General features: G+C 44.9%; 13 protein-coding genes. 7 read left to right on the plus strand and 6 right to left on the minus strand.

Annotation, left to right across the window (positions count from 1 at the left end; all coding sequences use genetic code 11):
• The first annotated feature begins 86 nt into the window (after positions 1-86).
• Positions 87-410 carry a 2Fe-2S iron-sulfur cluster-binding protein gene (locus QUA53_RS04730; protein ID WP_333072940.1) on the plus strand — a complete coding sequence of 108 codons (324 nt, stop codon included), beginning with the start codon at positions 87-89 and terminating at the stop codon, positions 408-410.
• Between the two features lie 607 nt (positions 411-1,017).
• Here the strand turns inward: QUA53_RS04730 and treS are convergent.
• A complete protein-coding gene (gene treS, locus QUA53_RS04735; RefSeq protein ID WP_333248711.1) occupies positions 1,018-4,386 on the minus strand; it encodes a maltose alpha-D-glucosyltransferase in 3,369 nt (1,122 codons plus the stop codon).
• 585 nt (positions 4,387-4,971) lie between these two features.
• On the opposite strand from treS, the gene QUA53_RS04740 reads away from it, so the two are divergent.
• A complete protein-coding gene (locus tag QUA53_RS04740) occupies positions 4,972-5,202 on the plus strand; it encodes a photosystem II protein, Psb35-related (protein WP_333072942.1) in 231 nt (76 codons plus the stop codon).
• A 99-nt stretch (positions 5,203-5,301) separates the two neighbouring features.
• Here QUA53_RS04740 and QUA53_RS04745 read toward each other — a convergent pair whose 3' ends face one another.
• Entirely contained in the window at positions 5,302-8,253 is a 2,952-nt protein-coding gene (locus QUA53_RS04745; RefSeq protein ID WP_333094691.1) for an AAA family ATPase, read from the minus strand.
• A 275-nt stretch (positions 8,254-8,528) separates the two neighbouring features.
• Here QUA53_RS04745 and QUA53_RS04750 point away from each other — a divergent pair, with 275 nt between their 5' ends.
• The 3 genes from QUA53_RS04750 (at position 8,529) to QUA53_RS04760 (ending at position 12,967) form a co-directional block, all read left to right on the plus strand.
• Positions 8,529-9,944 carry an MBOAT family O-acyltransferase gene (locus QUA53_RS04750; protein WP_333094692.1) on the plus strand — a complete coding sequence of 472 codons (1,416 nt, stop codon included), beginning with the start codon at positions 8,529-8,531 and terminating at the stop codon, positions 9,942-9,944.
• A 5-nt stretch (positions 9,945-9,949) separates the two neighbouring features.
• Positions 9,950-10,921 carry a DUF459 domain-containing protein gene (locus QUA53_RS04755; RefSeq protein ID WP_333094694.1) on the plus strand — a complete coding sequence of 324 codons (972 nt, stop codon included), beginning with the start codon at positions 9,950-9,952 and terminating at the stop codon, positions 10,919-10,921.
• A gap of 276 nt (positions 10,922-11,197) precedes the next feature.
• A complete protein-coding gene (locus QUA53_RS04760) occupies positions 11,198-12,967 on the plus strand; it encodes a hypothetical protein (protein ID WP_333094695.1) in 1,770 nt (589 codons plus the stop codon).
• Positions 12,968-13,083: 116 nt separating this feature from the next.
• Here QUA53_RS04760 and gloA read toward each other — a convergent pair whose 3' ends face one another.
• The 4 genes from gloA to QUA53_RS04780 all read right to left on the minus strand — a co-directional run bounded on the left by gloA (position 13,084) and on the right by QUA53_RS04780 (position 16,641).
• A complete protein-coding gene (gloA, locus tag QUA53_RS04765) occupies positions 13,084-13,512 on the minus strand; it encodes a lactoylglutathione lyase (RefSeq protein WP_333094696.1) in 429 nt (142 codons plus the stop codon).
• A gap of 110 nt (positions 13,513-13,622) precedes the next feature.
• A complete protein-coding gene (locus QUA53_RS04770; protein WP_333094697.1) occupies positions 13,623-14,135 on the minus strand; it encodes a cupredoxin domain-containing protein in 513 nt (170 codons plus the stop codon).
• Between the two features lie 19 nt (positions 14,136-14,154).
• Positions 14,155-16,410: a heavy metal translocating P-type ATPase gene (locus QUA53_RS04775; RefSeq protein ID WP_333094699.1), complete on the minus strand. Its 2,256-nt coding sequence runs from the start codon at positions 16,408-16,410 to the stop codon at positions 14,155-14,157.
• Positions 16,411-16,446: 36 nt separating this feature from the next.
• A complete protein-coding gene (locus QUA53_RS04780; RefSeq protein ID WP_333094700.1) occupies positions 16,447-16,641 on the minus strand; it encodes a heavy-metal-associated domain-containing protein in 195 nt (64 codons plus the stop codon).
• Positions 16,642-16,963: 322 nt separating this feature from the next.
• Between QUA53_RS04780 and QUA53_RS04785 the strand changes: the two genes are divergently transcribed.
• Positions 16,964-17,686 carry a DUF305 domain-containing protein gene (locus QUA53_RS04785; protein WP_333094701.1) on the plus strand — a complete coding sequence of 241 codons (723 nt, stop codon included), beginning with the start codon at positions 16,964-16,966 and terminating at the stop codon, positions 17,684-17,686.
• Positions 17,687-18,034: 348 nt separating this feature from the next.
• Positions 18,035-18,232 (plus strand): hypothetical protein, encoded by a 198-nt coding sequence (locus QUA53_RS04790; protein ID WP_333094702.1) that lies wholly within the window; start codon positions 18,035-18,037, stop codon positions 18,230-18,232.
• Positions 18,233-18,247: the final 15 nt, after the last annotated feature.

Consider the following 18,247-nt stretch of genomic DNA (forward strand, 5'->3'; position numbering starts at 1 on the left):
TCTATTTGTAGGGGCGGGTGTTACCCGAAATATTTGCTAGGACTAACAGAATCGTAAACCCGCCTTTTGCGAGGAATAAGAAAAAAATGGCAGTTTATCAAGTTCGGTTGGTAAATGAGGCTCTCGCGCTCGATCGCACGATCGCAGTACCAGACGACCAGTATATCTTAGATATGGCAGAAGATGCCGGTATCCGCTTGCCGAACGGATGCAAGCAAGGAGAGTGTTCTGCTTGCGTTGTCAAACTGCTGAGTGGTGAAATCGACCAAAGCGAACAAAAGTTTTTGAAGCCATCAGAATTGCAAGCTGGCTACGCTGTTACTTGTGTGGCTTACCCGCTTTCTGACTGCACGTTGTTAACGCATCAAGAACAAGTTTTATATCAAACATCTCTTTATTTAAAATCGTAAGTATGGAGCGATTTAAAGATACTCGTGAAGACATCTACTCATTCCAGAATGAATTTCTGGTGAGATGCCCTTTTTGTGGTTCATGTGCGATCGTGCGTTGTATAGATCCTGATAAGGTCGATAGCTTTGCTCCTCGCAGATTTTCCTGTACAACTTGTGGTTCCTCAAAAGATTGGTCTGAACAGAATATTGAAAGCTGGTATAGTAAGGCACAGGATAATTACTTCCACTATCCTCTGTGGCTTCAAACTTCCTGTTGCGGTAAGACGCTTTGGGCTTACAATCTTCGACATTTAGAATTTATTGAGGCTTTTGTTCGGGCAAAGTTGAGGGAACGAAAACCTCATGAAATTTATGGCTGGTCGAATCAGAGTCTGTTCTCTCGACTTCCAAAATGGATGCAATCAGGTAAGAATCGAGAAGAAATTCTCAAAGCGATCGTAAAGATACGTGAATCAGTTGTAACTCCTACCTAATATTCGCCGCTGGAAATGGTTGTTCAACCAGATTTCGTGTCATGTAAGGTGCGTGACTCTCCAGCATCTCGCTGCAACTTTAGTGGCTAGAAAGCCACGCACCCTAACGAGTATAGATAAACCCCCCCTTATTAATTTAGCAACTGTAGAATCCGCTTCAGCGGAATTTCCGCCCAATCTAAGCGGTAATTAAGTTCGTAGGCTAGCTCGCCAACCGCTTTTTCCAAAATGTAAGCATCCAACAAAACTTGTAGTTCCGGTATAGATTTGGGCAAGAAATTCGCATCGGCTGCTGTTACCAAATAGCTGTTAAGAAAAGTGAGGCTGACCCAGCGGTGCCAAACGTTCGCCCACTGCTGCATCTCCGGGAGATTTTCCGGGCGAATCATCCCACTTTCTACTTCATTCCGGAGTGCCAAAGTAACAGCGTAACTTATAGATTGCAGCATTCCCGCAACATCTCGCAGGGGCGACCTCTTCATCCGCCGCTCGTTTAAAGGTCGATCGCGTTCTCCTCCGAAATCAATAATTACGAAGTCTTTGCCTGTATAAAGAACTTGCCCGAAATGAAAGTCTCCGTGACAGCGAATTCTATCGGTCGTGATTCTCAAGTTCAAAATAGATTTGAAACGTTCCATGAGCAAATCTTCACGGTTGAGCAGCTTTTGCGCCGATTTTTGTATTTCGGGCGGCAGTTTTGACATCCGTTTTTTGAGATCCAGCAAAGTTCTTCCGGCCAGATTTCTCATGTGTTGATAGATGGAACGCTGGTAAAAGGAGGTGAAGCTTTCTGGGGCAAAAGCGGGATTTTCTGTGTCAGCAGCTAAAGCGAGGTGAAGTTCGGCTGTCCGCTGACCTAAAAGTTCGGCTGATGCTAAGTAAGAGCCGATGAGTTCGCGAGCTAAGGCGGGAATTTCTAGGGATAAATCCGCTACTAGCGAGTTTGAGTTCCGCTGCATTTGTCCGGTCAAAGCGCTCGGTAAATAATTTTCGGGGGCAGTAGATAAATTCTCGCCGGAATGCTTTGCTTCTACGGTCATTACTTGCTCGAAATAGTCGCGCAGTGTGTCTAATGTATAAGACCAAGCGTCTATGCTGTCGGGGATTAATTTTTGCAGTATTCCGACGGTAAGGACTTGTTTTGCTGGTGTGTGATATTCCAATGCTCCGGCAATTGGAGCGTAGTGTTGGATCGAGTTGCGCTCTGTTAAAAAGCGTCCGATTTCTAATTCGGGGTTGATTCCTTCCTCGATTTTTCGCAATATTTTCAGGACGAAGCGGTCGCCGTAACCTGCGGATGTATTGCTTTGTTCTTTTTTGAACAGGTGAGGGTCGAGCTGCGATAAATCTTGTTCTGAGTTGAATGAACTGTCGGCAATTCCTAGCAGTTGACCTGCAGCACCTCTGTAACTGCGAGAATTGGCGATCGCCCCCAGCAGCGCGCTCAGAAAACCTTTGTCCCCGGCAGCGTCAAATAGTACCCCGACTTCCTTGTTGGTTTCTGGGAAGTGGAGGCGGGCGATCGCCCGATCGTCCACATCGCCTTTCATCTCTTCCCACCCTAAAGGCAAAACGTAAGTTTCCGGCATACCTTCAGTATAATTCAACTGCAAAAACAGAATGTAAACTTGAGATTGCTCCCCCGCACTATCTTTACATTCAATCGGTACAATCTCACTTATTTCTAATGATTGAATTGTCCGATCTGTACCGCTAAACCAGCGATTGCGCCGCAGGTATCCCGGCAAAATATTAAGCAGCATATCGCTTAACTGACTTGTAGCAAAAGCAGTTTTCCAATTGCCGATAACCGCCAAAGTAGGCAAGTCTGTGGGAACGCCGTGGAGCGCCAAATCTTCGTTTTTAACAGTAAGAGTAAACCAGTAAAACGTGTGAGGACTCAAGCACAAAAAGTAAGGCGATTCGCCAACCGCCGGAAACTCCGTGCGACCGAAAATCTCCACCGGAACAGCGCCTTTAAAGGGCGCAAGGTCTAATTCGGCCGTCTGGACGAAGCGTGACAAATTAGCCACTACCAGGATGTGTTCGTCTTGATAAGTGCGTACAAAAGCTAAAACTTTGCGGTTTTCCGGGTACAGAAACTCGCAAGTTCCGCGGCCGAATGCTTGGAAGCGCTGCCTAATTGCAATCAGGCGTTTCATCCACCACCACAGAGAACTCGGATTCGCCCGCTGCGCGTCCACGTTAACAGATTCGTAGTGATATTCAGGGTCAACAATGGGCGGCGCGTAAAGCCGCTGCGGGTTAGCACGGCTGAAACCGGCATTGCGATCGCCACTCCACTGCATCGGAGTTCTCACCCCGTTGCGATCGCCCAAATAGATATTGTCTCCCATGCCAATTTCATCGCCGTAGTAAAGCACCGGCGTACCCGGAAGAGACAGCAGCAAAGCATTCATCAACTCGATGCGGCGGCGGTTATTTCCCATCAAAGGAGCCAAGCGGCGGCGGATGCCCAAATTAATTCTCGCTTGAGTGTCTTGAGCGTAAACCCGATACATATAATCTCGGTCTTCATCGCTGACCATTTCCAGCGTCAATTCATCGTGATTCCGCAAAAATAATGCCCACTGACAGTTATTTGGAATCGGCGGAGTTTGCTGGAGAATATCGCTAATTGGGAAGCTATCTTCCATGTACAAAGCCATAAATAAACGCGGCATCAGCGGAAAATGAAAGTTCATATGACATTCATCCCCGGCAGCGTAATATTGAACTGCATCCTCCGGCCACTGATTCGCCTCAGCCAGCAGCATCCGGTTCGGAAATTTCTCATCTACGTGCTGCCGCAATTGCTTCAGGAATTGGTGAGTTTCTGGCAGGTTTTCGCAGTTAGTACCTTCGCGCTCGTACAGGTAAGGCACCGCATCCATCCGCAGTCCGTCTACTCCCAGTGCCAACCAGAAATCTACCACATCTAAGATGGCTTGGCGGACGGCTGGATTGTCGTAATTTAAATCTGGTTGGTGAGAATAAAAACGGTGCCAGTAATAAGCTTTTGCTACCGCATCCCAAGCCCAATTAGATGTTTCAAAATCTTGGAAAATAATCCGAGCATCTTGATATTTTTCCGGCGTGTCGCTCCACACATAAAAATCTCTTTCGTTACTTCCTTTCGGGGCGCGGCGCGCTCGCTGAAACCAAGCGTGCTGATCGGAAGTGTGGTTGACAATTAACTCAATAATGACTCGAATTCCCCGCTGGTGCGCTGCTTCTAAAAGGTCTTTAAAATCCTCTAATGTGCCGTAAATCGGGTTGACGGTAGTATAGTGAGATGTATCGTAACCGTCGTCTCGGAGCGGCGAGGGAAAAAATGGCAGTACCCAAATTGCTGTTACTCCCAAGTTTTGCAGGTAATCCAGTTTTTCTGTCAGCCCTCTAAAGTCGCCGATGCCGTCTGCATTGCTGTCGGCAAAAGCCCGAACTGGTACTTCGTAAATAATCGCGTCTTTGAACCACAAGGGGTCGTCATTTAACATTGAGTTGGGCATGATTTGTAGCGATGATTGGTAATTGGTAATTTGTACTTAAAATTTGGTAATTGGGAGTTGTTAGTTCCCATCCAAACCGATAAATCATAACTCATAATTTAGCCGCTATTCCTCATGCCAGCGGCAGACTTTTAATCGTAATTTATTAACGCAAAACTTATAATTTCTTAACTATAAAATCTCAACAAGCTGTTTTGCTATTTCGGATACAGTTCACAATTCCGATACATATGCGCGGTGTACACCCGAAAGACAGGTCCGCGGTGCACACCCTACCAAGGCGTGTCAACTTAAGCCTGAAACCCCTCTGAATCTCTCGCTGGTAGTCCAGTCTCGATCCCGCTAAATCCCCCTTGATAGGACTTTGAGAACACTCTTGTCCCCCCCTTATTAAGGGGGGCTAGGGGGGATCGAGCCCTTGTTGACAGTAAGCGCACCCTACAGACTCAGGATTAGGTGCGGTATTTACTACCTGCCAGACGGTTGCCACGACATTACAGTACCTTGACGTTTATGACTAATTTTCGTTACATTAGTTTACATAAAGCAACAAAAGTTAAGGAAAAAGCAAATATGGCTATTGTAATCGCTCTTTTAATCGTCGGTTGGGTCGCGGCCTCAGTAATTGGCACTCAAGCATATTTCCTCGGGGAACAGTCAAAGCCCATCCACGAGCGGAATTGGAACGATGAATCTTTTGAAAAATTGGCTGTAGCAATCACGGCAACAGAGATGGATTACAGCGTTCGCGTTCCCGCCTACAGCCTGGATGCCTATGGCAGCCGCACCATCTCTAATTCTTGACATATTTCACCATTTTTAATAACAGGCAGGATGCCTGTTCCACAAGAAAATTGATTGTTTGTGGAACAGGCATCTTGCCTGTTCCAAACTATTCGGCAACTACAAACTGTTACCTGTCAGCGCTGGGCGAGAATCTTTTTTGCGAAATAGTAAACTATTATTTTCGCAGTCGATCGCAATTGTATCACCCTCCACAAACGCATTTTCCAGAATCTTGTTAGCCAGCGGGTTTTCCAGCTCCCGCTGGATGGCGCGTTTCAAGGGACGAGCGCCGTAAACCGGATCGTAACCGACATCTGTGATATGGTTTTTCGCCGCATCGGACAGTTCCAAAGTAATTTTTTGTTCGGCCAACAACCGCTCGATCCGCTTCACTTGGATACTGACTATTTGCCGCAGTTCAACCTTGCTCAAAGTGTGGAACAAAATTATCTCGTCCACCCGATTGAGAAATTCGGGTCTGAAGTGCGATCGCAGCGCTGTCATCACCCGTTTTAACATCTGTTCGTACTCTTGGTCTGTCTCCCGGTCTTGAGTCAATAAATTTTCATTTTCACTCTTGTTTTCAGTCTTGTTTTCACTCTTAGTTACAGTATCAACATCAACTCGCTGGGCCGACACCTCAACAGTACCGTCGGCAGCCACTTTATAATCTGTCTTTTGACTTGACAAATCTTTCGTTTCCTGCTTCCGATTAGCAGGTTTTTTGACGGTTTTTTCCTTCTTAGTAAACACGTCTAAAATGTGGTCGCTGCCGATATTGCTAGTCATCACAATTACGGTATTTCTAAAGTCAACCACTCGACCTTGAGAATCGGTAATTCTGCCGTCATCCAACACTTGCAGCAAAATGTTAAATACGTCCGGGTGCGCTTTTTCCACTTCGTCAAACAGCACCACCGAATAAGGATGTCTCCGCACTGCTTCGGAAAGTTGTCCCCCTTCATCGTAACCGACATATCCGGGAGGAGCTCCTACCAACCGGGAAACGCTGTGCTTCTCCATGTATTCCGACATATCGATGCGGACGATCGCATCATCGCTGTCAAACAAAAACTCCGCCAACGCCCGCGCTAACTCTGTTTTTCCGACGCCTGTGGGGCCCATAAACAAGAAAGAGCCGATCGGCCTCCCCGGATCTTTCATCCCCGCCCTAGCGCGCCGAATTGCCGCCGCCACGGCTGTTACAGCTTCCTCTTGACCGATAACTTTTTGGTGCAAGTGTTTTTCCAATTGCAGCAATTTTTGGCGTTCGGATTCTAACAACCGATTAACCGGAATGCCCGTCCATTTGGCGACAATTTCCGCAATATCGCCCTCAGTAACTTTTTCGCGCAGCAGGGAAGAACCTTGAGCTTGCTGTTTCAAAAGTTCCGCTTCTTTCGCTTCGCGATCGCGCACCGCAGTTTCCAACTTGCCGTACTTTAACTGTGCGGCTTTATTCAAATCGTAAGCCCTTTCTGCTTGTTCGATTTGCACTCGCAATTGGTCTTCTTCTGCTTTCAATTTATTGATTGCATCCAACAACTGCTTTTCGCCCAACCACTGAGAGGACAATTTTTCCTGCTTGACTTTTAAAATGTCAATCTCAGATGTGATGCGTTCGACGCGGAAGCCGAGCCCGGGGGCGAGAGCACCTTTTCCTTCGCCTTCGATCGACAATTTTTCCATTTCCAACTGCATCACCCGGCGGTCAATGCCTTCCAATTCCACAGGTTTAGAGGTAATCTCCATTTTCAAGTGGGCGGCCGCTTCATCTACGAGGTCGATCGCCTTGTCCGGCAAAAAGCGATCGGAAATATAGCGAAAAGACAGAGTTGCAGCAGCTACCAGGGCCGAATCAGTAATTTTTACCCCGTGGTGGCGTTCGTAACGGTCTTTCAATCCGCGCAAAATCGAAACAGTATCTTCAACGCTGGGTTCGCCGACAAATACTTGTTGAAAGCGACGTTCCAAGGCAGGATCTTTTTCAATATTCTTGCGGAATTCGTCGAGAGTTGTAGCGCCGATGCAGCGCAATTCGCCTCTGGCTAACATCGGTTTTAACAAGTTTCCGGCATCCATTCCCGAACCGGAACTGCCACCGCCGCCAGTGCCTACAACGGTGTGCAATTCGTCAATAAATAGGACAATTTGCCCGTCGGAATCGATGACTTCTCGCAATACAGAACGCAATCGTTCTTCAAATTCGCCCCGGAATTTGGCCCCTGCAATTAAACTGCCCATGTCGAGGCTGAATAGCTGGCGATTTTTCAAAGATTCCGGTACGTCGCCGTTGACAATTCGCTGGGCTAAACCTTCGGCGATCGCAGTTTTTCCGACTCCGGGATCGCCAATTAACACCGGATTGTTTTTTTGGCGGCGGGAAAGAACTTGTACCACGCGGCGGATTTCCTCGTCGCGGCCGATTACTGGGTCGAGTTTGCCTGCTTTGGCGGCTTCTGTCAAATCGCGGCCGTACTTGCTGAGGGCGTCGGAGTTAGCTTCCCCATCTTGATCTTGGGCTTTAGCGTTGCTGCGGCTGCCTTTCCCGGTTTCGGAATTTTTTTCTTGGGCTTTAGCAGTGGCGCGGAAAGATTTGATTGCTTCTTCGAGTTTTGGTCGATCGATCGTACCGGCTGGGGGTTTGCGATCGTAACCTGGGCGGCCCGGCGGGCCGTCGCCTTTTGTCAGCAACCTGCGGCCGACTCGTTCGTCTTCTACTAAGCCAATTAATAAATGTTCAACGGCGATAAAATTATCTTGCCAAGTCGCCCTGGTGGCCTCGGCAACATCTAACATCACTTCTAAGCCGCGACCGAGGTATAGTTGGTCAGCGTTGGCAACTCTGGGCTGTCGTTTGGCAAAAGCATCTAACTGCTGGGCCAACCGGGGGGCATCGACTCCAGCTTTGCTGAGAATGCTGTTGGCCTGGCCTTGCTGTTCGAGAAGGGCAATGGCTAAATGTTCAACCTCTAGCTGCTGATTGGCAAAGCGGCGGGCTACATCCTGGGATTTGACAATGGCTTCCCAGGCTTGATCTGTAAATTTGCTAGGGTCTGTTGGCTGCACGTTGGTTCCTCGCAATCAAGGGGATTCCTGTTGTTATCCGTTAATACATCGTCTCACAACCATCATAATCTTTAAACAGGATTATGAATTTATGAGTGCGGTTAACTAGGGCGGAAGTTGTGAAATAATTGACCTGTTGCAAAAGCTTCCAGTCCGCAATCCACCCCAAATTTTGTGCGGTCAGATCGGCGGAGGGCGATACCCTTGGGGAGAGGTTCGCTGGCCGTACTTATAAAAATATTGCCAGAAACAAGATTTTTAATCGGCTGAGATTTATGCTATTTCCGACTTACCAATTTCTCGTATTTTTCCTAATTATTTTTAGCCTGATCGTCTCTGTGAAACCCCAAGTCGATTTGTATAAAATTGTCTTGTTAGTTTCTAGTTTATTATTTTATTCGTTTTGGAGCTTTGACTTTCTCTTGCTCCTGATTTTCTCTACAGTCTACAATTATATCATTCTACGGGTTCTCTGCAACAGTAAGTATAAAAAACTTGCTTTAATCTCCGGTCTCATTTTAAACATTGGCTATCTCGGCATCTTTAAATATTGCAACTTCTTTGTAACTTCTTTATTTGAGGTACTGAACCAGCTACAAATTCCAGCCAACTTTCCCGTTTTACAAATAATCGCCCCCGTCGGCGTGTCTTTCTACACTTTTAGAATGATTTCTCATTTAATCGACTGCTACCAGCAAAAAATCCCTTGTCCGAAATTTGTAGACTATGCCGCCTATATTACCTACTTTCCCCAAATTGCCTCCGGGCCAATCTCGCGAGCTCGCGAATTTTACTGGCAGCTAAATTCACCGGAAAAATACGACTATAAAATTGAAGAAGTTATAGTTTTGATTTTGTCGGGACTCTTCAAAAAATATACTTTATCGAGCTTTTTGTTTAACTTCACTGACTTGCCATTCAAAGTCCCGCAGCAGTACAGCAGTATCGATTTAATCCTCGCGGCAATTTCCTATTCCTGTTTGATTTACGTAGATTTCAGCGGCTATTCGGATTTAGCGAACGGCATCTCCTGTTTGCTGGGTTTCAAACCCATTGCCAACTTTAATATGCCATACCGATCGCTCAGCTTGCAAGAATTTTGGAAAAGGTGGCACATCAGTCTTTCCGAGTGGTTAAGGGATTACGTTTACTTTCCCTTTGGTGGCAATAAATACGGCAAGTTGAGGAAGTACGTAAATTTACTGATGACAATGGCGATCGGTGGATTTTGGCACGGCGCAGGTTTAAACTTTATTTTCTGGGGAGCAATTCACGGTTTAGGATTAATTGTCAACCATTTATGTAAAGATATCCCCCAAGCTATCCACTTTAAATTAGACTATGCGTTTCCCAGATTTGCAAAATTTTGCAGTTGGTTGTTAACATTTAGTTTTGTTACTTGTAGCTGGGTATTTTTCGGCACTCCCAACTGGGAAACTGCGGTGAGTTTTTTTGAAGGAATTGTCCATCCTGCAGTCGCAACTTTTCAATTTAACTTTTGGCAATTGTATTTAGTAATTGCAGTTATCGGCGCGATTAACTTGTGGGGCGATCGCATCGCGAAACTATTGCAAACCGTATTGTCATTAAAAAACATTTTCTTTCGGGTTGTCTTAGTTTCGCTGCTCGTATATACTATCTTGATGTTGGGGCCGAGTACCGTTCCGCCTTTTATTTACTTTAATTTCTAATAAATATGAAAGACCGGGAAATTTTGCTGATTGTTACTTCTGTAATTCTCACTTTAATATTTTCAAACTTATCATTATTTCTCAAAAGCTTTGCTTCAACTCCTTTCGCCAGTCCAGAAATTAAACAAGCGGCGCGCCTGATCGAAATAGACGGTTTCCGAAAATCAGAACAAGATTTTTGGAGCAAAATTAAAGATATTAACTTCGATAGCCTCCCCAAAGAACCAGAAATCCCTCCAGTCAAAACCGAAACAAAAGCGACCGTTGAACCCCCAAAGCCTGCTAATGCTAAAAAACCAACCCCAGCTAAACCCAAACTAACCAGACCTTATCGCAGATTTTTATTTATTGGAGATTCCGTAATGTTCGACTTAGGAATTCAACTCCAGTACACTCTTAAGAAAAAATACAATATCGCCGATACGAAAATTGACTACAAAGTCTCGACGGGGTTAAATCGGATAGATTATTATGACTGGTATGCCAGAACTCGCCAAGTTCTTAATAATTACCAGCCCGATGTAGTGATAGTTTTGTTCGGAGCAAACGATCCTCAAAATATTATTGATTATCAAGGAAAAGCCCGGGTTGTTATGACAAAAGAATGGCAAAAAGCTTATCAAGAAAGAGTAGAAAGATATGCCAAGTTACTAGATGCGTCATCCGTCAGAAAAGTGTATTGGATAGGTCAATCCATACCTAAAAAGCCTTTTTATATCAAAGCTTTTCCCATCATGAACGATATTTATAAAAATGCCAGCAAATCTTCATCCAAAATAGAATTTATTTCTACTTGGGAGACATTTGGACAAGCCGGAAAACTTGTTCCTGTAGTTGCCAATAAATCGGGTAAGCGAGGCTATGTAAAAAATAATGACGGGTTGCACTTTACCTCCCACGGAGCTCAAATTATCAGCGACTTAATTGTTGACCAAATGGTGAGCGACAAAATATTAAAAGTTCCGACAAAGAAATGACTATAGTAGGTTGGGTTTCGTGACCAAACCTAAAATTTTGACATTTCACCGATTACTGCTAAATTATATATTTAGTTAGGGGCGCGCCTTTGCCTTGCTCAACCATGTTTATAAGAAAAATCTGGGGTTTAGTCAGGAGAAATTTACTGGTGAAACCGGGTTTATAACTCCCTATGCCTCCAGGACTAATATTGACAAAAAGCAGCAGTAAATGCAATGCTGAATTTAGCATCAAACAACGGCGTCCATATCTAGTAATTGTCCTGGGGACAAATTATGACGAGCAATATGTGGAAACTCGATCGCCCTAGCATCCCTGAGCCAATGGAATGCAGTGGTACAGCACTAATCATCGCTCTCACTAAATATACTCAACCTTGGCAAAGAGTAAACACAGTTGAACGAACTTTGCAACATTGCGGGATCGATCCTTTTGCTGAAGTTTTGGGCGTACAGAACAGCGGAATATTAAGGGCTAATATACCGGAATCGCTCAGAAAACCACATCCGAATTTGCTGTTTCGCGCTTTGGCAATTCAGGCATTTGGGAAGATGCGAGAGGGGCTGATATCAAGTGAGATAGCGGCTAGAGCCACTGATTTTAGCAAAAATCTGCTGGCGGCGTTAGAAGTGGAAGCGCGAGGGGGATCGACTCCTTTAATTCGCTGGTCTGCGGCTGTTAGTATTAAGTCAATTTGCTTGGATGAAGCAGGGCAAGGCAAGGAAGGTGCTGTCAATATCACCATCAATGCAGAGGAAATTGAGCGGCGGGTGGTAGAAGAGCAAATTAAAGTGTTAACAAGCAACAAATTTGCTTTGGGCGACAGCAGCAGAAATGACAGCAGTAAGGAATATGAGAATTGTCTCGATTTTTGGGTGTACGGGCCGAGCTGGCTGCTGCCGAGCCTGTCAATGGATTGCGAAGAATATCTGTTTTGGATCGAGCGAGTATTTGCTGCGATCGCAGTTACGAGTCCGTACAAATTGAGTGCCGAAAACGATGCAGCGGTAACAAACTTTTGGGAAGTTGCCGAAAATAATTTTAATGACTGGGAATTCTCCAAAATACTTGCCAAAATTTTTGAGTTCCTGCACCACCCGGAAGCGAGAGTAAAAAATCTAGCTGCTATTATTTTAGAACCGTACAAAGACAAGCTAGACCGAAAAGCGGCGCAGATTATGACAGCGATCGTATATAAATTTAATGTAAAATATCAGCCCTTAGAATGTCTGACTATTTCCGAAATTGAGGAGTACAAAGCGTCACTATATCGAGGTAAAAAGGAAATTGACGAGATGTATAGTCAGGCTTTGTCGCTGTGCGGCGATCGGGATGTCGAACTCGCAAGTTTCTTGTCATCTAAACAAAATAAATACCAAAATACTCTAGACGAGCATATCAACAATCTCAGCAAGTTAGTTAAATCAATAATATATTGCCAGAGTTTGTTAGATGCTAATAGGGAACTTTTGTATTTGACTATAGAGCGGCTAGAAAAATGGGATTACACCCTCGACAATAAACTGGCTGCCCATCGCAAACAACTCACAAACCTGAGCTTAGACAAAAACACCTCGGAGCAGTGCATCAACCTAGACAATGAACTTAATTATATCAGAGACGCTTTGCAGTATACTCTGTATGAAATCACCTCAAATATTAACAGCAAAATTAGAGAGTTAGAACTTTCTGTGTCCAAAAATAACAAGACTGCAACAGATATGTTTAAGTGGACGTGGGTATTATTCGGGGTGTGGTTTTCAGTAGGGCTGCTTTTATATTTATCTGATGTAGTAATTAACTCGATATCCACCGTGAGCTACCAAAGCGAATTTCTAGTTTATTGGACTATTTTTTTTAGTGTGATGGTGGTATTTTTGTTAGTATTAGCTGTATTCTTTTCGGCGCTCGCTGCTTTAGACCAGCGCCGAGAATCTAAATTAATTCCTAAATTTGATAGTTTAAGTCAAATAGGCAGCAGTTTTGCTATTTTGTGGCAAAAGAGTTACTTGCAGCAGTTTGTACCGTCGGTGCGATCGCATTAAAAATGTTGAAAACTTCCTAAATCCCCTCAGTAGGGTGCGTCAGAGAAAGAGTTTCAACCTAACTCAAAAAGTTTGTTTCTGACGCACCCTACCAGGACTAGGAGGACGATCGATCTCTAAGATGCGGTTGCCGCACTTACTTTCTGGGTGTTGCTACCTTGATTTGCCAGTTGAATTAATTCAACCTTATATCCATCTGGGTCTTGCACAAAAGCGATGACTGTTGAACCGTGCTTCATCGGGCCGGGTTCGCGACTAACTTTACCGCCACGAGCTTTAATTTCTTCGCAAGTACCGTAAATGTCGTCAACGCCGATCGCAATATGACCGTAAGCATCCCCCAAATTGTACTCTGTGACGCCCCAGTTGTATGTTAATTCCAAAACTGTAGTGTCGGATTCATCGCCGTAGCCCACAAAAGCCAGAGTAAATTTACCGTCTGGATAGTCCTTTTGCCGCAGCAATTTCATGCCCAGAACCTCAGTGTAAAATTTGAGGGACTCTTCCAGGTTGCCGACTCGGAGCATCGTGTGTAGTAGTTGCATTTAGCTCACTCCAAATTTCTTAAGCTTTCATCTATTTTAGCGATTTCTTGCTGAAAAAACTCGCGCCTCAACCGTCGCAGTTGCCGCAGGTTGATAACTTTCTATTTGATTTAGCTTTGTACTTCCACTACACCCCGAAACATATTCATGCCGCACGTAAATAGGTATCGTCCAGGTTGGTCAGGGGTGAATTCAACAGCCGTTACCTGATTTAGAGGTAATTCTCGCACAATGTGAAAATCTGGTAACAACACTTTTTCAAGACAACTATTGGGGTCACGCCTCAAGAAATTGAGCCTGACTAATTTACCCGCTTTCACAACTACAGTGGCAGGCTCATAACCCCCGTCTACAGTAATATTCAACTCTTGTATCCCCTGAATAGATTCAGCTTGCTGCCCTTTAGCTTTACTGAATAAAAACCACCAAAATTCCAAACCAATTAATGTTAAACCACCTATTGTGACGCCAACTTTTAAACCTAGTGGCTGTTCAATGCTGCGGAATTGAGTCGTAGAAGTAGAATGCTGGACGGACATTTCGGAAGCTTGAACTCCCGATGTCATTCCCATCACAATTCCTAAACTCGCGAGACTTCGCCAAATTTGAGTAGGCTGTAACATTTTTATAATTCCTCCAAATTTAAGCAATAGATTTTGGTTTAAAATTCCGCAAACGCAAAGCATTAGTAATTACAGAGACTGAACTGAAAGCCATTGCTGCACCGGCGATAATTGGATTGAGCAGCCAGCCAAAAATGGGGAACAAAATGCCCGCCGCGATCGGTATTCCAGCGATGTTGTAAATAAACGCAAAAAACAAATTTTCCCGGATGTTCCGCATGGTGGCGCGGGAAAGTTTAATTGCTGTAACTATGCCTTGCAAATCTCCTGAAATTAAGGTAATGTCACTGGCTGCGATCGCCACATCGGTGCCGGTGCCGATCGCAATTCCCACGTCTGAAGCGGCCAAAGCCGGCGCGTCGTTAATCCCATCTCCCACCATCGCGACAATTTTTCCTCCCCGTTGCAGGGCTTGGATTTGAGCTGCTTTTTGGTCGGGTCTAACTTCGGCAAAAACGCGAGTAATGCCCACGGATTGGGCGATCGACTCCGCAGTCGCGCGGTTGTCCCCCGTCAGCATCGCCACCTCCAAACCGAGTTTTTGAAGTGCTTTCACCGCCTGCGCTGACGATGGTTTGAGAGCATCAGCAATGCCGAGAATTGCCTCTATTTGGCCTTCTACAGCCATCCAAACAACCGTTTTGCTTGCAGCTTCCAAAGCTCTGGCGCGCAGTTCCAGATATTCAGTATCGCAGCCTAGTTCCTGCATCCACCTCAGCGTTCCTAGGGCGATAGACTTCCCGCCTACAACCCCTCGAACACCACTCCCCGCGATCGCCTCAAAATCCTTAACATCCCTCAAATTTACCTCTTGAGATTGAGCGTATCTAACAACAGCTTCCCCCAAAGGATGCTCCGAATTGTGCTCGACCGACGCCGCCAATTGCAGCAATTTTAACTCATTGCTGTTCGCCGTTCCTTTAATTGTCACAAAATCAGTTACAGTCGGCTTACCTTCGGTAAGAGTTCCAGTTTTATCTAACACGATAATTTGGATTTTGTGAGCCAATTCTAAACTATCGGCTCCTTTAATTAAAATTCCGTTTTCTGCACCTTTACCAGTGCCAACCATCACAGCAGTCGGAGTCGCTAAACCCAAAGCGCAGGGACAAGCAATAATCAATACTCCCACCATTGTCACGGTCGCTAGAGTGAAGTTTCCCGTCGTGTTAAACCAAACAATAAAAGTAGCTAAAGCGACGGAAATTACTACAGGAACAAACCAACCCGTCACTTGGTCGGCTAACTTTTGAATTGGTGCTTTTGAACCCTGTGCATCCTGCACCATCTTGACAATTTGAGCTAAAAAGGTATCTTTGCCAACTCTTGTCGCCCGAAACTTGAAGCTGCCAGTTTTGTTAATTGTCGCTCCGATAACTTCGTCGCCAAGCTGCTTTTTGACAGGCAAACTTTCTCCCGTAACCATTGCTTCGTCTACTGTGGAATATCCTTCAATTACCTCTCCATCTACGGGGATTTGCTCTCCCGGCCGCACCTGCACAACATCGCCAATTTCCACTTGGGCGATCGGCACTTCCAACTCTTCCCCGTTGCGAACTATCCGAGCAGTTTTTGCTTGCAAACCCATGAGTTTCCGAATGGCTTCGGAAGTCTCTCCCTTCGCCCGATTTTCTAGGGTTTTCCCCAACAAAATTAAGGCAATAACGCTAGCTGCTACTTCGTAGTAAACGCTAGGAGTCAAACCTTGGGCTGTCAAGAAACCTGGGAAAAATGTCACAAATACAGAATAAAAGTAAGCAGCACTTGTACCCAAGGCAATCAGAGTATCCATTGTCGCTACACGCCGTTTTAGGGATTTCCAAGCTCCCACATAAAACGATTTGCCGCACCAAAATTGTACGGGGGATGTCAGGACTAATTGCAGCCAAAAATTGTGCAGCCATGCGGGAATAAATGGCAGGTGCAAGCCGGTCATCGCTGGAATAGCACCCACAACCAGCAGGATGCTGATGATACCTGCTGTCCAGAGTTTCCGCTGCAAGGTTTGAGATTCCGATTTGCGATCGGCTTGTTCGGAATCATCCTCTGTCGCCGCCATTTCTGGAAGTGGCAAAGCTTGGTATCCCGCATCATCAACCGCCGATTGAATTGTTTCTAAGTCGGTTTGCTGGGAGTCGTATTGGATGGTTGCTTGTTCCATCCCAAAATTGACATGACACTCAATTACGCCGGGAACAGATTGAATTGCTTGTTCGATAGAGGAAGCACAAGAAGCACAACTCATGCCCCGCAATTTAAGTGTGAGATTGTCCATATATGCCATCCTCAATGAGACATTTACCCTTTGTCTTTAAATAGTTGGATAGCCCGCCGATGCGATCGCTTTCCTAACTTCACTTTCCGACTTAGCGGTTTGAATCGTGACCAATTTTGTCTTGAGATCCGCCTCAACAGTTGAGGCTGAGTCAATGGCTTGGACTGCTTTTGCGATCGTAGTCGCACAAGCAGAACAAGCCATTTTAGGAACTTTTAGCTGTAAAGTCATAATTTGAACCTCAGCAGAAACTACTCTGCTCAATCAATGAATTAACTCCATTGTAAAGTCTCCAGTTAACTGGAGAGTCAAGGGTAATTGCAAAATAAATCAGGAATTATAAAAAAACTGGTTTGACACGCTACCCATAGGGGTAAGGCACGCGCTGTGCACCCTACATAATTAGATTCAAGTGAGTTCTGTAAATCTTAAATTTGAGGGCGATCGACGGCACAGCAATAATTCTTTACAAGTTCGCAGCAAAAATTTCATCCTAATTTCATTTATATATGAAAAACTGAAAATAAATGGCAGTTTTAAGGATATAAAATCTATGAAACCAATTTCATTAAAAACAGGCTTTGCAGTCCTGATATTGACCGCCGCAGCCGCTTTAACCAGCGGAGTGCTTGCAGCTTGTTCAAAAGCCCCTTCCAGCGAAACTCAAGCCCCAAATGTTACGGCTGCAACCGAAGCAAACAACAAGCAAAACGTGGCCCAAGGCGGTGGCATGAATCATGGCATGAATCATGGCATGAATCACGATATGTCAATGGATTTAGGCCCTGCCGATGCCGATTACGATTTGCGGTTTATTGATGGCATGACAGTACACCATCAAGGTGCTGTAAACATGGCAAAAGAGGTGCTTAACAAATCAAAACGCCCGGAAATGAAAAAACTTGCCACTGATATAATTGCTGCTCAAAACCGCGAAATCAATCAAATGAAAGAGTGGCGAAAAGCTTGGTATCCCAAAGCCAGCAGTACCCCGATGGCTTATCACGCTCCAATGGGTCACATGATGGCAATGACTCCCGAACAAATGCAAAGCATGATGATGAGCATGGATTTAGGGGCCGCTGACGACCAATTTGACTTGCGATTTATTAATGCGATGATTCCTCACCACGAAGGAGCTTTAGTGATGGCTGAAGATGCTTTGAAGAAGTCAAAACGCCCGGAAATGAAGAAATTGTCTCAAGAAATTCTGACTTCGCAAAAGCAAGAAATTGAGCAAATGAAACAGTGGCGCCAAACTTGGTACAAACAGTAATTTAGCTCACCTCAATAAAAAGTGACCCCAATCGCGAAAATGAGTGACATTAATCACAGTAGCTCAAGAGTTCCGAAAATACTTACTTCACCAAAGCAAGAAATCGAGCAAATGAAAAAGTCGCGACAACCTTGGTAGACAAAGTAATGTAGCTCGACTGTGGCTGTCAGCATTTGTCTGACTCCACCTCACTTCCCTGAGAGTACCTACACCTACTGTAGATAATTGAACCGCCCTACCTCTAAAGTAGTAGAAAGTTACGTAAGAATACTGTAGACAATTGCTCAGCCCTACCTCTAAAGTAGTAGATAGGTCAGCAAAAAGCTATATACATAGAGAAGGTAGTTTATGATATTGAATACCTTGGAATTAAACAGCACTTATAAATCGAATGCAGCCGTAGATGAGCTACTGAGCGAATTGACAAAAGAAATTGCAGCGCCAGCAGAGATAAAAAAAACAGAAAAAAATCTACAGCAAAATCGCTTGTCATTAGGCGAAACTTATCTTCGTATTTTAGAATCTGGTGGGCATCTGGGCTGCTGATTCAAAATTTCATCC

Source organism: Microcoleus sp. Pol12B3, assembly GCF_036701355.1.
GTDB lineage: Bacteria > Cyanobacteriota > Cyanobacteriia > Cyanobacteriales > Microcoleaceae > Microcoleus.